At 33.3% G+C, this 13,861-nt stretch carries 14 protein-coding genes and 1 pseudogene; 9 read left to right on the top strand and 6 right to left on the bottom strand.

Features of this window, described 5'->3' with window-relative positions; genetic code table 11:
• Window positions 1-4 precede the first annotated feature (4 nt).
• The 3 genes and pseudogenes from LMD38_RS17740 (at window position 5) to LMD38_RS17730 (ending at window position 2,057) form a co-directional block, all read left to right on the top strand.
• A pseudogene (locus tag LMD38_RS17740) lies at window positions 5-747 on the top strand (M56 family metallopeptidase).
• Window positions 748-803: 56 nt separating this feature from the next.
• Window positions 804-1,358, top strand: coding sequence for a TlpA family protein disulfide reductase (locus LMD38_RS17735; protein WP_000734019.1), 555 nt, complete (start codon window positions 804-806; stop codon window positions 1,356-1,358).
• Window positions 1,359-1,376: 18 nt separating this feature from the next.
• Window positions 1,377-2,057: a prolipoprotein diacylglyceryl transferase family protein gene (locus LMD38_RS17730; protein WP_000454859.1), complete on the top strand. Its 681-nt coding sequence runs from the start codon at window positions 1,377-1,379 to the stop codon at window positions 2,055-2,057.
• Between the two features lie 50 nt (window positions 2,058-2,107).
• On the opposite strand, the gene LMD38_RS17725 is transcribed toward LMD38_RS17730, so the two are convergent.
• A complete protein-coding gene (locus LMD38_RS17725; protein ID WP_000427640.1) occupies window positions 2,108-2,653 on the bottom strand; it encodes a helix-turn-helix domain-containing protein in 546 nt (181 codons plus the stop codon).
• A 265-nt stretch (window positions 2,654-2,918) separates the two neighbouring features.
• Between LMD38_RS17725 and LMD38_RS17720 the strand changes: the two genes are divergently transcribed.
• Together LMD38_RS17720 and dsdA are read left to right on the top strand one after the other, a co-directional pair.
• Window positions 2,919-4,472, top strand: a complete 1,554-nt coding sequence (locus LMD38_RS17720) for an IS200/IS605 family accessory protein TnpB-related protein (protein WP_080495925.1) — start codon at window positions 2,919-2,921, stop codon at window positions 4,470-4,472.
• A 247-nt stretch (window positions 4,473-4,719) separates the two neighbouring features.
• Window positions 4,720-6,060 (top strand): D-serine ammonia-lyase, encoded by a 1,341-nt coding sequence (gene dsdA, locus LMD38_RS17715; RefSeq protein WP_016717118.1) that lies wholly within the window; start codon window positions 4,720-4,722, stop codon window positions 6,058-6,060.
• A gap of 24 nt (window positions 6,061-6,084) precedes the next feature.
• Here dsdA and LMD38_RS17710 read toward each other — a convergent pair whose 3' ends face one another.
• On the bottom strand, window positions 6,085-6,399 hold the full coding sequence (locus tag LMD38_RS17710; protein WP_073530914.1) for a CPBP family intramembrane glutamic endopeptidase: 315 nt from the start codon (window positions 6,397-6,399) through the stop codon (window positions 6,085-6,087).
• A 142-nt stretch (window positions 6,400-6,541) separates the two neighbouring features.
• Here LMD38_RS17710 and LMD38_RS17705 point away from each other — a divergent pair, with 142 nt between their 5' ends.
• Window positions 6,542-7,789: a DUF445 domain-containing protein gene (locus LMD38_RS17705; RefSeq protein ID WP_061183902.1), complete on the top strand. Its 1,248-nt coding sequence runs from the start codon at window positions 6,542-6,544 to the stop codon at window positions 7,787-7,789.
• A 31-nt stretch (window positions 7,790-7,820) separates the two neighbouring features.
• Here LMD38_RS17705 and exsE read toward each other — a convergent pair whose 3' ends face one another.
• Genes exsE through LMD38_RS17685 form a run of 4 tightly spaced genes read right to left on the bottom strand, consistent with a single transcriptional unit; the run spans window position 7,821 to window position 10,759 of the window.
• Entirely contained in the window at window positions 7,821-8,777 is a 957-nt protein-coding gene (gene exsE / locus LMD38_RS17700) for an exosporium protein ExsE (protein ID WP_228919823.1), read from the bottom strand.
• Complete coding sequence (locus tag LMD38_RS17695; RefSeq protein ID WP_001039094.1) at window positions 8,774-9,844, bottom strand: hypothetical protein; 1,071 nt, start codon at window positions 9,842-9,844, stop codon at window positions 8,774-8,776. The genes exsE and LMD38_RS17695 overlap by 4 nt, the downstream gene beginning before the upstream one ends.
• Window positions 9,837-10,280: a hypothetical protein gene (locus tag LMD38_RS17690; RefSeq protein ID WP_016717122.1), complete on the bottom strand. Its 444-nt coding sequence runs from the start codon at window positions 10,278-10,280 to the stop codon at window positions 9,837-9,839. The genes LMD38_RS17695 and LMD38_RS17690 overlap by 8 nt, the downstream gene beginning before the upstream one ends.
• A complete protein-coding gene (locus tag LMD38_RS17685) occupies window positions 10,277-10,759 on the bottom strand; it encodes an RNA polymerase sigma factor (RefSeq protein WP_228919822.1) in 483 nt (160 codons plus the stop codon). Before LMD38_RS17685 ends, LMD38_RS17690 begins: the two co-directional genes overlap by 4 nt.
• A gap of 283 nt (window positions 10,760-11,042) precedes the next feature.
• Between LMD38_RS17685 and LMD38_RS17680 the strand changes: the two genes are divergently transcribed.
• From LMD38_RS17680 to LMD38_RS17670, 3 genes are all read left to right on the top strand, one after another.
• Window positions 11,043-11,681 (top strand): response regulator transcription factor, encoded by a 639-nt coding sequence (locus LMD38_RS17680; protein WP_000694106.1) that lies wholly within the window; start codon window positions 11,043-11,045, stop codon window positions 11,679-11,681.
• A gap of 4 nt (window positions 11,682-11,685) precedes the next feature.
• Entirely contained in the window at window positions 11,686-12,786 is a 1,101-nt protein-coding gene (locus tag LMD38_RS17675) for a sensor histidine kinase (protein ID WP_016717125.1), read from the top strand.
• Between the two features lie 123 nt (window positions 12,787-12,909).
• Window positions 12,910-13,848, top strand: coding sequence for an ABC transporter ATP-binding protein (locus LMD38_RS17670; RefSeq protein WP_001093843.1), 939 nt, complete (start codon window positions 12,910-12,912; stop codon window positions 13,846-13,848).
• The last annotated feature ends 13 nt before the right edge of the window (window positions 13,849-13,861 follow it).

The raw sequence follows: 13,861 nt of genomic DNA, 5'->3' as shown, positions 1-13,861 counted from the left end.
TGAAATGAAATGGCAAATGCGTAAAATCGTATTGTTAGCAGTCATTGTTAGTTCCCTCTTTTTTAGTATGTTAGTGTATTACGTTACATATCCATTTCTGTTTCAAAATAAGGCGTTCTTTCTTTCGAATTTTTGCTTGTTTCAGTTAGAAAAACATATGAAAGAATTATCATTCATTCGTATTATAATCGCTGGATTTCTACTACTTACTGTGTTTATTGTTTGCAAAAGAATGTGGCGACAATTTTTTGATACTAAAAGGTTACAAAAAGTACTTATTCCCTTCGTCCGAAAGTTGTCGTGTCAGAAGGGATGCTTCAAACTTTTTCAGCTGAAGAAATGGATGCGATTATTTTTCATGAAGAATATCATCAAAACAATCGAGACCCATTAAAATTATTTTGTTTTACGTTATTAGCAGAAGGAATGATATACATCCCGATATTAAAAGGGCTATTGCAGCGCTATCATGTGTATCAAGAGTTAGCTGCAGATAAGTATGCAATGCGGAAAATGAAATCTAAATTCGAGTTAGGAAGCGCATTATTAAAATTAATTAAAATAAAGACAATGGAAAATCGATGTGTTACAGCTTCATTTGCAAAAACAGCAATAAATTTACGAATTGAGCAAGTGTTACATGAAAAAGTTGTTAAGCTCAATATGCCGTTACATACGAATTCGGTATATGTAACAGTAGGTTTATTTTGTATGTCGGTTGTACTGATTGTCGGAGAGTGCATATAGCCTCTTTTTTTTAAGTATTAACACTACTTTATGTAGTGTGTTTAGGAGGAAGAAAAGTGAAGAAACTAATTGTGATTATACTAGCCGGAGCACTAATTTGGGCCGGAGTGAACTTTTATAATACAAAGAAAGAAGAAAAGGAAAGAAAAGAAAAACAAGCGGAGTTACAAAAAACAGAAGTATTACCACAAGTAGGATTTAAAGCACCAAACATAACGTTAAAAGGACTAGACGGGAAGTTGTATTCGTTACATGATGCAAAGGGAAAACCGTATCTTATTAATTTTTGGGCATCATGGTGTGGTCCATGTGAAATGGAGGCACCTGACTTAGTTCGTATGTATGATAAATATAAAAAGGATGTTGAAATCTTTGCGGTAAATGCAACAATCGGAGATCCAGTGCAAGAAGCGAGCGCTTTTGCGGATCGTCACGGATTTAAGTTTCCTGTTTTACTAGATATGGACGGAGTAGCTGGATTAGACTATAAAGTATTTTCTTTACCAACGACGTTTTTTGTTAATAAAGATGGCATTATCGTAGAGCAAGTACGAGGCGTATTACCTCCAGATCAATTAGAAGAGAAATTTAAGAAATTAATTGAGAGTTAAAGAGGGGATTTTGTATTAATGGAGTGGATCGTGAGGTTACAACCCGTATCTCTTATAATTGGAAGTCTATTTGGATTTATGTTGATGAAACGAAAGATGAAGAAACAAAGTGTACCATATGAAAAAATGATGGATGCAGTAACAAATGCTTTTCTTATCATCGTATTTTTATGGAAATTTGCACCGGCAATTTTAAATCCAGTATGGGCTATTAGGTCGCCACTGCAAGCATTATTAGCTATAGGAAGTATGAAACATATTATAGTAGGATGCATAATTGCAAGTGTATACATTGTTTGGAAAAGTAAAAAGGAGCAATTTTCACTTCGCATTTTACTTGATACATTGCCTATTGGACTATGTATGAGTATTGTTTTCTATTTTCTATTCCACCACAAAATAGGAGTACAAACGACACTGCCTTGGGGTGTGAAAGTATATGAATCTAAATTTTTATATCACCCCGTTTTTGTATACGAGATCATCCTTGCCCTGTGTCTATTGGGCTTATTATGGATGAAAAATGAAAGGCTCGGAAATGGAAAGAACATAAGTGTTTTTCTAATAGTTGAGGGTGTTGCTCATATTATTCTTTCGCTTATTAGTGAACAGAATTCGATTTTATTTGGTTTATCGATGCAGCAAATACTCAGTTTTTGTGTTCTGAGTTTAGGGATTTTGTTCGTGCCGAAAAAATAAAAATAGCCATGTACGGAGGAATCCGCACGTGGCTATTTTTATTACATCTATTAAAAAATCGGTGGAGTAACAGAAAATAAAACAATCGCATTTTTCTCAAATTGATTTACCCATTTATGTTTTAAATAAGCGGGTATTTTTACACTATCACCCGTTTCTAATATGTATTCTTCTTCATTTAAATGTAATGTGATTTTCCCTTCTAATACAAATGCTAATTCTTCACCCTTATGTTCTAGTACATTTTCTGATGAAGCTGTATTCGGCGGGACAGTCATAATCGCTGTTGCTAAATTTCCTGTGAAATCAGGTGATAGCATTTCATATGATAAATTATCGATAATCATTTTTTTACGTTTATGAGAGCGTACAATTAAATCGTCTGTATTTGTATCTTCAAGTAAAAAGCTAAATGTTGGAACATCAAGCGCTTTAGCGAGAACTTTTAATGTTTGGATAGAAGGGTTAGCAGATCCGCGTTCAATTTGACTTAACATAGATGGTGTAATATCGGCCATCTTTGCTAGTTCTTTACTCGTTAAACCTTTTTCCTTTCTTTGTTTTTCAATTTTTTTACCAATATCTATATTTTCCATAATGAAAATCTCCTTACTGATCATTAAATTATATTTAAATAAATTAAATTAAAATTAACTAAAGTGGATAATTTATGTTAAACTATATTAAAATTAATTTAATTATAATTTATTAAATCGCAAGCTACAAGGTGATGAGGAGGTAATAACAGTAAATAAGAATCTATAAAAAACTATAAAAAACTATAAAAATTTACAATTACAGGTTTTATATTTTACAGAATTCAACCTATAATATTTTCAGGTGATGAAAAGGGGGAAAAGGATGAAAACAACACGTACTTGTAAAATCAATTCTATTACAAAAGAACAAATGGAAGCTTTAATTACTTTGATCCGTACGTTCGAAAGTGCAAAACGATATAGTTTTAATCGTTTAATTGAAGGAGAAAGCGAGAAAGAATTGATTAAAAAACTACAACTTAAATATTTGTTAAACAAACGCTTTTGTGAAGATGCAGTTTTGCAAGTACAAACCATCCTTTCCTCCCAAAAAGAACTTCTTCCTGTTTACCTAGAAAACAATCAAAAAAAATTAGAAAAAACATTACAAAAAAAAGATGATTATGAAAGTGGCAGGAAAAACCCAAAAAAAGTTTCATTAGAAATGTGTCTAATTGGATTAAGAAAAAGACAACAAAAATTAGAACAAAAAATTGAAATGTATGAAACACATATTAAAAATGGAACATTACCTCCTATTATTTTTGGTGGACGGAAAAATTTCTATGAAAGAATGAAAGGTAAGATATCCAATCAAGAATGGAAAGATTTACGTACAAGGCAATTATATTCTCGCGGAGATAAAAGTAAAAAAGGGAATTTGAACATGCGCATTACAGTTGATGATTGTGGGCAAGGATGGTTAGAAATTGCAAATTCATTAGGACGAACAAATGGAAAAACAAAAAGCCCACGAATCAAAGTTCCGATTATTATTCCATATCGTTTTTATCATGAAATCACAAATGTTGTTATGGGAGAACAAATCGGTGTAAATCCAAAAGGAAAACCGATTATAGATCATCAAAAATATAGTGTAGAAATTATTCGCAAACAAAATGATTTTTATGTAAACATTACGTTTGATGAAACGGAAATAGGTCGTGTATTAGATTTTAAAGAAACACCACAATCTGATTTAATTGCAGGGATCGATGTGAATCCGGATCGAATTGCAATTAGTTTATGTACAAAACAAGGTAATTTTAAGGGTTCGAAGATCTTTTACTTACACAATCTTGATACATTTTCAACAAACAAACGCACAACAGTAATCGGACAAATCGTACAACAAATCAAAAAATGGTTAATAGAAAACAATGTAGGTGGTATTATTTTAGAGGATTTGAAATTCCGACAGTCTCATGATACTGATAAATACAGCAATCGTAAATTTCATCAATTTACGTATAAAAAAATGTTGGATAGTTTAATTCGTATGGCTCTTCGTAACGGATTTTCTGTCAAAACAGTAAATCCTGCCTATACAAGTGTGATCGGAAAATTAAAATATAGTAAAAAGTTTGGTATTAGTGTTCACGAAACCGCTGCGTTCACAATCGTAAGACGTGGATTAGGTTTCCAAGAAAGATTACCTAAAGAAGTTGTTCTATTATTAAAAAACAAAATTACAACAAAACTCCGTATTTTTGTCGCTTCAATGGAAGAAAGCGAAAAGGATACGAATACGAAAAAAGTATATAAAAAATGGCTACAAACGATTAAAACATGGAAAGATCATCACAATTGGAAATTGTGGAGTATTCTTCACAAAACTGTTTATATGAGCAATCAACAATTATTATTTAAAATTTAAATATAGAAGGGGGGTACTGGTTTATTTCTTATAACCTCTTGCATACTACTGACTTGGATGAATGGTAGTATGCAAGAAAAGACCGTTCCTAACAGGAACCTGCCGTCATTCTTTCACAATAGGTGGATGAAAAGGTCACAAATCTTACGGACAGGAAAAAGGTGAGATTCCTTTTCGGTAGTTGGCATTTGACTTGGTTCGCCAACAATTTATAGATTTTTATAAGAATTTTAAACCAGGAAGAGGAATGAAGGAAATAGAGAAATTAAAAGAGGAATATCCACTATTAAATAAATTGATTGAAACAGAAGAAGTGTTTTGGGTGAATCCGAACATGGAAAAGTATGAAACGGCAATAAAAGATTCGCCACTCAGTGAAGAGAATGTAAAAGATGCGAAGGAGAGGTTAAAGCGTTTTGCATCATACATTGCGAAAGTTTTTCCTGAAACGAAAGAGACGAAAGGCATAATTGAATCACCTTTATTGAAAATCCCTTCTATGAAACAAGCTTTAGAGAAAAATTACGAGCAACCTATTTTAGGAGAATTATTATTAAAATGTGATAGTCATCTCCCAATATCAGGATCAATTAAAGCTAGAGGCGGCATTTATGAAGTGTTGAAACATGCTGAACAATTAGCTTTGCAGCACGGTATGTTAACAGAAGAAGATGATTATTCCATTTTAGATAGTGATACATGTAGAGAGTTTTTTGCCAAATATTCAATTGCAGTCGGTTCAACAGGAAATTTAGGGCTAAGCATTGGGATTATGAGTGCGAAACTAGGTTTTAACGTAACGGTTCATATGTCAGCAGATGCGAAACAATGGAAAAAAGATTTATTAAGAAGCAAAGGTGTAAATGTTATTGAATATGAAGCTGATTACAGTAAAGCTGTAGAAGAAGGAAGAAGGCAAGCAGATGCAGATCCTAGCTGTTATTTTGTAGATGATGAAAACTCACATGATTTATTTTTAGGATATGCAGTAGCAGCCTCGCGTTTACAAAAACAATTAGAAGAGTTAGAGATTGTAGTGGATGAAGAACATCCTTTATTCGTTTATCTACCATGCGGAGTAGGGGGCGGACCTGGCGGAGTCGCATTTGGTTTAAAGTTATTGTATAAAGACAACGTACACTGTTTCTTTGCCGAGCCTACGCATTCTCCATGCATGTTACTCGGTTTAATGACAGGACTTCATGATAAAATTGCCGTTCAAGATATCGGGATTGATAATGTAACAGACGCGGACGGACTAGCGGTAGGAAGACCGTCTGGATTTGTCGGTAAAACGATAGAACCATTTTTGAGTGGAAATTACACAGTAAGTGATGAAGAGTTATATAGATTATTAAAAGAACTAGCTGATACGGAAAATATTTATTTAGAGCCTTCTGCATTAGCTGGTATGATAGGACCAGTGAAAGTATGTACAGAAGATGGGTATTTACAAAAACAACAGTTAACAGAGAAGATGAAGAAAGGTACTCATATTGTGTGGGGAACGGGAGGTAGTATGGTTCCAGAAGATGTGATGGATGGGTATTATAAAAAAGGTGAGGCATTTACGTTAAACCAAAAATGAGGCTGTAAATAGCCTCATTTTTATTTATCCCACTTTATAGGGCATATCTAAAAAAGCATGAATGAATATGGGGAGGAGTAAATTATTATTACGAGTGTAAATAAAAGCATAAAGCAAATGTCCGGCCAGACCAGCTCCTACCCAATCCCCAATTCCTTGAGAGGTGTCACCTAAAATAATCGGCATAAATGAATGGGCAATACCAAAGCATGCACATGTAAGAAATGTACCCCAAAATTTACCTAGTAGCACAACTAATCTTGGCCAAAGATATCCTCTAAATATAATTTCCTCTTCAAAACCGATATTAATTAAATAGTAGTAAAGGAAATAAAGCATTTCTAATTGAAATCCAAGACTTGTATTATTATAAATTCTTTGTTATTTTCGCATTAGTTCATTATAGTATAGATATAAAGAACTAATATCAAATAAATACAACAAAAAGCTTTATTTTACATAATAAGAGGATGTGTATACGATGTCATTACAGACTAAATATATAGCGGGTATTTCGCTTGGGGTTATGGGGGTAGGTTTTGCGGCTTCTATTCCTTTTCAAGGGTCGGTAGCTGGTGAGATTATTCAAGGTGGATTTGAAGCTGGGTTAGTTGGTGGACTTGCGGATTGGTTCGCAGTTACAGCATTATTCCGTCACCCGATGGGAATTCCAATTCCGCATACAGCTTTGTTACCGAAAAACCGTAAACGAGTAACGAAAGGGCTCATCAATACGTTAGAAAATGAGTGGCTAACGAAAGAAAGTATTACGAATAAAGTAAAAGAAATGCAACTAGCACAAATGGTGCTGCAAATTGCAGAGAGAGAAATGCAGTCTAATGCTGTGAAAAAAGGGATTGTAACGATTGCTGAGAAGGCGATTGTTTCAATAGATACGGAAAAATTAGCGGTTATTATTGAAAAAGAATTAAAAACGTATTTGCATACAATGAATACAAGTAACATCTTACAAGTGCTTGTTGATCAATTAGTTGTGCAAGAATATGATGAGAAGACACTTGATTACATTTTAGTAAAAGTGAAAGATTGGACAGCGCAAGATGAAGCACGTTACCAGCTCGGAAGTTTAGGTATGAAGGCGATGGAAAATATAAAAGTAGATGGATTTTTACAGTTTACATTGAAGTCGTTTATGAATATTGTAGATGAAGATAAAATTGGCGGCATTTTGCAGAAATTCATTATTAGCAATATTAACAGCTTACAAGATGCGGATAATAGCACGAGACAGCTTATATTAGCAAAAATTCGTCAAGAAATTATAAATGTAAAAGAAAATGAAGCGTTACTACAAGAATTAGAAAATTGGAAAGAAAAATGGATTTCAAATTGGAATGCTACTGACAAAATTAAAGAGATGTTGGAACAAGCGCAGCAAAAAGCAGTTGCCTTTGTAAACAATGAAGAATTTGCGGATAAGTATGTTATTCCATTTTTGCAAAAACAAATGAATAAAATAAAAGATGACGAAGTGACTGTTCAAAAAATAGAAGATTGGTTACAAAAACAAGTTGTGAAGCTTGTTGAGAATAACCATTCGAAAATCGGAAAGCTTGTGCAAGAAAATCTTGATAAGTTAGATGATAAAACGTTAATTGAAATGATTGAAAATAACGTCGGTAAAGATTTACAATGGATCCGAGTAAACGGAGCTGTTTGCGGATTTATGATTGGCTTAGTGTTAGAGGGAATTAAAGCGATTATATGAGAAAAACCTTCCACAATTGTGGAAGGTTTTTTTATTTTTCAATAACACTCATATTTAAATTGTAAGCTTTCTCAATGCTTAATTTGTACGTTCCATTTCCAGTTTTAATCGAATTTTTATACCAATGTTCTTGTTCGTTTAATTCTGGATTTTCTTCTGAAGTATTCTCTTCTTTTTTCGTTAAATCTTCAACTTGTTCCCAGGGTGTGTTTCCGTGGGATTCTTTTTTGTTTGTTATGGCGATTAAAGATACATCGCTTTCTTTCGTTAAATGAACAGATACATTTGAACTTTCCTGTACAAACCAATTATTTTGTAATTGACCTGGATAAAGGGATAGTTCGTTATTTGAAGCACGAACTTCTACATTTTTATTTTGTGGAAGAACGAGTGTCGGTTTGACCTGTGGTGCGGAATTCCATAACGTATGTTGAACTGGTAATGATTTTAAAGTGATATACATTGTTTCCCCGGCTGTTTGAACGGAAAGAAAATCTTCTTGTTTTAAATTAAGTTTTTCATTAGCTTTCGTCGTCATTTCATATGTTCCAAGAAGATGAATTTGATTTGTATCATTTCCCTCTATTGTTAGAGGGTACTGTCCTGCATCCACTACAATTTTTTTGATAGATTCAGGTATATTAAGTTGTCCACTTGGAATATTACTCGTTTGGCGAGTGGTATGAATAGAATGACGAACTTCATCTAGCAATCCAGTTGATAATAAACAGTAAAAAGCAATTCCGACGCTTCCTAAAATACCGATAAAGAAAATACTAAAAATATCATATTTAATAAATGATTGTTCCTTCTTAGAAAATAGAAGGTAAAGTAAAATTTCCACGCCAAGTATAATAAGTAAAACAGGCCACCATGCTGTTAAGGAATCTAATACCTCAGTACCTTTTATAACTGAAAATAGTAAGAAGCAACCTAATGCAATAATAGAAAGCCCCATTGAAAATGTTCCAACGCGCCATGTTCTCATTCTTTCGTACCACCTTTATTTTCTTTATTTCCAAGTAACAATTTAAAGCCGCCACCAATTAAGAGGAGTGCAACGATAGATGTTTGGAAATAGCGATAATACAGCTCGCTAAGATGAATGTTAAATATAGTTGCGAAGTAATCATTCAAAATAGGAAGGACTGTTTGATCTAATAAATAATAACCCCCGAGTGTAATTAACCCGATACCGATCCATCTTTGATGATTGATAAAATAATCAATGATAGGTTCGTCATGTACACGTTCTTTTCCATACTTTGCAGTTTGCTGTAAAGCGTCAAAGAAGCTATAGAACCAAATGATTGGTACTAAAAATAAAAACGCTGAAAGTCTTAATAAGTCAAGTAAATAGATGGAAAGTAAAAAGGCTGCCATAAGCTGGAGGCCTCGTCGCTGTAAGCCTAAATACATATGTCCCGCTCCAGGAAACATCGCTAAAATAGAAGCGAATGTTTTACTTTTCTTTCCTTGTTCACGGTGCTCTTCAAAATCTTCAAAAATAGTGCGGTCAACTAATTGCTCACCACGTTCTTTTTTCTGGAGTTGCTGAACAACATCGAAGAAATTATAAATCCATAAAACAGGTAACGTCACGAGAAAGATAAGGAAACTTTCTTGAGATGTTAAAAGGGCAACGAAAATGATCATACTTCCGATTCCTGTACAAGCTACTAAAAATGTAAGTCCACGTTGCATAAGCCCTAATTGAAAATGACCAAGTCCAGGGATGATGGAAAGAAGAATGATATAAAATCGTTCGCTCTCTTTAGAGGACTCTGTTAATTCTCCGGTTGCTTGTTTTTTCGATTGGTTAATAATCGTGATAACTAAATCTAGTAAGTTGACCACCCATAACACGGCTAGTAAAAATAGAGAAAGAAAAGCAATATCACGCGCTCCCAATGCTATTGTACAAAATGCTGCAAAGATAAATAGAAATACAGCCCCTCCGCTATATAAAATAAACCGTCCAAATTTCTTTAAATATAAATGTCCAAGCCCAGGAATTAGCCCTAATACAAGTGCTAAAAAGGGGTTTTTATTCATGCTTTGAACCTCCGTCCTTTTTTGATGTGTCTACCGATTTGTTTACAATTTGTTGTGAGATAGAAGACTCGTTATGTTTTGAAGATTTCTCGAAATTTGATGTCGCTGTGAAAATATATTGGAATAAACCACTTACCATAAAAATAATTGTAGCTGCGGTTGCAATTATGTAGTGAATAATCGTTCGCTTTAATGAGTTTGTTTTTATATTTTCATTAGGTTGTAGCGTTTTAAAATTAATTTGCGTCATAACTTCGTTCGTAAATGAATCATCATTTATCATTGGAAGGTTTTCCTGTTGTTCATCAATACTTTCCATATAAAGCGCTAAACAATGATCACATTCATAAAGATGTTCTTCCATAGATTCACGTTCATTACTTTCTATAACATCTAATGTATAATTGCGCCAATCTTCTTTTGAATAATGCATCATAGAAACTCTTCCTCCTTCCAATGTTTTTTAATCCATTTTCTTGCCCGATACAGTTTCATTTCGACTGTTTTCACTTCGATATTTTCCTGCAAAGCAATTTCGTAATAACTTTTTTCTTCTAAGTAATGTGCGAGAACGACATCACGGTAATTATGGGGAAGTTCTCTCAGTTTTTGAGCAATGAGTAATTTTTGTTCTTTCGTCAATAATAAATCCTCAATATTTTGAGAGGATTTTATATTTTCCTCAGTTTCTTTACATAAGGAGAGTTCTTCGTTTTCTCTAGCTTTTTTTCTCTTATAATCAATAGCGTGATTGGTGGCAATACGCGCCATCCACGTTTTTAATCCGCGAAATTGATAATTTGGGAGAGAGGCGTGAATTTTTACGAATACTTCTTGTGTAACATCTTTCGTATCTTTTTCATGTCTTAAAATAGAAAAGATAACTTGGAAAATATAGTGACGATATGTTTGCACAAGGATACGAAAAGCATGTTCGCTTCCTTGCTGTGCTTTTTCAATTAATTGTTTTTCCTCAATGGGTCTCTCCCTCCTTTTTGACGCATTCTATTATATAGACGTAAAGAATGATAAGTCACCCTACACATTTTGTAAAAAAAGAATAATATATTTTTTGCAGGTGAGCTAGATGAAAAAAGGTGTGAAAAAATGGTAAAGAGAAGTATATAATGAGCAAGTAGGAAATGTTACAGGGAGAAAGGATGTGAGTGTTAGTAGGGGAATGTCCATACTAACAAACATGAAAATTAAAATATTAATAGCAGATGATAATTCTTTTATTAGAGAAGGCATGAAAATTATTTTAAATACATATGAAGAGTTCGAAGTAGTAGATACAGTAAATGATGGGAAAGAAGCAGTGGAATATTGCAAAAAGAACGACGTTGATATCGCCCTTTTAGATGTTCGCATGCCAAATATGAACGGGGTAGAGGCGACAAAATTCATTTGCGAAGAGACGAAAACGAAACCGCTAATTTTAACGACGTTCGATGATGATGAATATATTTTGGACGCAGTGAAGAACGGGGCAAAAGGTTATTTATTAAAAAATAATGATCCAGAGCGTATTCGTGATGCGATAAAAGGAGTATATAACGGTCAAACAGTTATGCAAGATGTAGTTCTAGATAAAATTAAGTCTAATTTAATGGAAAGTAAAGAGGAAGAATGTAAAATAGATAAAAGTCTTTTTACTGAAAGAGAGCTGAGTATTATCGCATTAATTGCAAAAGGCTTTTCGAATAAAGAAATATCGAAGCAACTTTTCATATCAGAAGGAACAATTGCAAATTATATTACGTCAGTTTTAGGGAAAACTGGACTGGAACATCGTACACAAATTGCGATTTATTATTTAACAGGGAAAGTAGATTAAAGATATGGAATTTTGGTTAATTGTAAGTAAATTAATTGTATTTATATATATTGTGTTTAGTTACATTTATTTAAATGTTGCAAACTTACCATGGATTATACTGACTTTGCTTTTATATCTTTCTGTAAACGTGCTAATCTCTATATGTAAAAAAGATACGCACAAAAACATATTAACTTCTGTATCGATTGGCTTAGTTATGTTATTTACATGGAAGATTCATCCGTTCTTTATTTTGTTTTTACCATTGAACTTATATGAAATTATATTCCGTTATATAGAGAAGAAATGGCAACTCTTTCTCATTATGATGATTCCTATTATCTTTACAAATGAAAGTATTAGAATGACATATGGATTAATTGTTGCATTTTCCTTTCTCGTATTAACGATGGCAGAACGGTATATATTACGCGTATTAAAGCTTGAATCACAAAATGATCAGATGCGAAAAGATATGCAACGGCTGACGAAAAGCTTAAATGAAAATAAAGAGTATATAAGGCAATCAGAGTACACATTTAAGTTAGAAGAGAGAAATCGACTTTCTCAAGAAATTCATGATAAAATTGGCCATTCGATGACAGGTGCACTTATTCAAATGGAAGCAGCAAAGAGATTAATGGCGATAGATAAAGAAAAATCTGCTGAGTTATTACAAAATGCAATTCATATTTCGAAAGATGGAATTGAAAGCATTCGGATTACATTAAAAAATATGAAGCCACCAACTGAGCAAATTGGTATTCATCGTATGAAATTATTCATAGAGGAATTTGCCGGTAAGCATGATGTGAATATTCCTTTCGTTTATAAAGGGAACTTAGATATGATTTCTCCTATACAGTGGAAGATTATCGGTGAAAATGTCACGGAAGCATTAACAAATGCGATGAAATATGCTGATGCGACAGTCATTTCAATCGATATTCATGTACTTAACAAGATGGTAAAGGTACAAGTGAAGGATAATGGAAAAGGTGCAATGCTTGTTAAAAAAGGTCTCGGTATTATGGGGATGGAGGAACGAACGGCATCTGTAAATGGTAAAATTATTGTAGATGGAACAAGTGGTTTTTCAGTAACAATGTTGCTGCCGATATGAGAATGAATCATCTCATATGAAAAAAGTGAATAATCTCATGTGAAAAGAATGAACTTCTGCACTGAGCAGGTTCATTCTTTTTGTTTATACTAAAAGCAGAGAAACCGAAATAGGGGTGAAACGATGAATACTTTAGAAATTAAAAATTTAACGAAAAAATTTGGTGATTTCATCGCAGTTGATAATATGTCTTTATCTATTAAAGAAGGAGAAATATTTGGCTTTTTAGGATCGAATGGTGCTGGTAAAAGTACAACGATAAATATGGTTGCTGGCTTGCTAAGAAGTAATGAAGGTGAAATTAGCATACTAGGAAAAAATATAAAGAAACATAATCGATTTGCGAAGATGAATATCGGTATCGTTCCGCAAGATATTGCGATTTATGAAGAGCTAACTGCCTATGAAAATGTGAAATTCTTTGCTGGATTGTATGGGTTAAGGGGTGCTGAGTTAAAAGCGAGAGTGGAGGAAGCACTTCAATTTGTAGGGCTTAGCGATAAATATAAAAGTTATCCGAAAAACTTTTCAGGCGGGATGAAACGAAGGCTGAATATTGCTTGTGCGATTGCTCATAGACCGAAGTTAATTATTATGGATGAGCCGACAGTTGGAATTGATCCACAGTCAAGAAACTATATTCTCCAGTCTGTTCGGAAATTAAATGAAATGGGAAGCACGATTATTTATACGAGTCACTACATGGAAGAGGTAGAAGAGATTTGTACGAAAATCGCAATTGTTGATCACGGTAAAGTAATTGCAGAGGGCACGAAAGAACAGTTAAAAGCGATTATTACGGATACGAAAGACATTTGGATTGAAGTGAAGTCAGTAGAAAATTTAGATGTAGAACAGTTAAAAGAAATAAATGGAGTGAAAGCTGTTCAAATTGATGAGAATGTAATTAAAGTAAACTCGGATGCAGGGTTAAACAATTTAAATAAAATTATTCAGCACTTCATTAATCATGACATTGAAATTCGTTCGTTAGAGGAGCAGGCTCCAAACTTAGAAACAGTATTCCTTACGTTGACTGGAAGAAACTTACGAGATAAATAAAAGGTAAATGAAG

The sequence above is a fragment of the Bacillus pacificus genome, from assembly GCF_020861345.1.
Lineage (GTDB): Bacteria > Bacillota > Bacilli > Bacillales > Bacillaceae_G > Bacillus_A > Bacillus_A pacificus.
The sequence above is the reverse complement of the archived record's forward strand: the minus strand, read 5'-3'. Positions and strand labels throughout refer to the sequence as shown.

What these genes read in the sequence shown, in the direction of transcription:
- exsE (WP_228919823.1), bottom strand. Translation starts at nt 8,777, where the DNA reads ATGAGAACATGGCGCGTTGGAACATTTTCAATGGGGCTTTCTATTATT.
- LMD38_RS17675 (WP_016717125.1), top strand. Translation starts at nt 11,686, where the DNA reads ATGGAATTTTGGTTAATTGTAAGTAAATTAATTGTATTTATATATATT.
- LMD38_RS17690 (WP_016717122.1), bottom strand. Translation starts at nt 10,280, where the DNA reads ATGATGCATTATTCAAAAGAAGATTGGCGCAATTATACATTAGATGTT.
- LMD38_RS17725 (WP_000427640.1), bottom strand. Translation starts at nt 2,653, where the DNA reads ATGGAAAATATAGATATTGGTAAAAAAATTGAAAAACAAAGAAAGGAA.
- LMD38_RS17730 (WP_000454859.1), top strand. Translation starts at nt 1,377, where the DNA reads ATGGAGTGGATCGTGAGGTTACAACCCGTATCTCTTATAATTGGAAGT.
- dsdA (WP_016717118.1), top strand. Translation starts at nt 4,720, where the DNA reads ATGAAGGAAATAGAGAAATTAAAAGAGGAATATCCACTATTAAATAAA.
- LMD38_RS17680 (WP_000694106.1), top strand. Translation starts at nt 11,043, where the DNA reads ATGAAAATTAAAATATTAATAGCAGATGATAATTCTTTTATTAGAGAA.
- LMD38_RS17670 (WP_001093843.1), top strand. Translation starts at nt 12,910, where the DNA reads ATGAATACTTTAGAAATTAAAAATTTAACGAAAAAATTTGGTGATTTC.
- LMD38_RS17710 (WP_073530914.1), bottom strand. Translation starts at nt 6,399, where the DNA reads ATGCTTTATTTCCTTTACTACTATTTAATTAATATCGGTTTTGAAGAG.
- LMD38_RS17720 (WP_080495925.1), top strand. Translation starts at nt 2,919, where the DNA reads ATGAAAACAACACGTACTTGTAAAATCAATTCTATTACAAAAGAACAA.
- LMD38_RS17705 (WP_061183902.1), top strand. Translation starts at nt 6,542, where the DNA reads ATGTCATTACAGACTAAATATATAGCGGGTATTTCGCTTGGGGTTATG.
- LMD38_RS17695 (WP_001039094.1), bottom strand. Translation starts at nt 9,844, where the DNA reads ATGAATAAAAACCCCTTTTTAGCACTTGTATTAGGGCTAATTCCTGGG.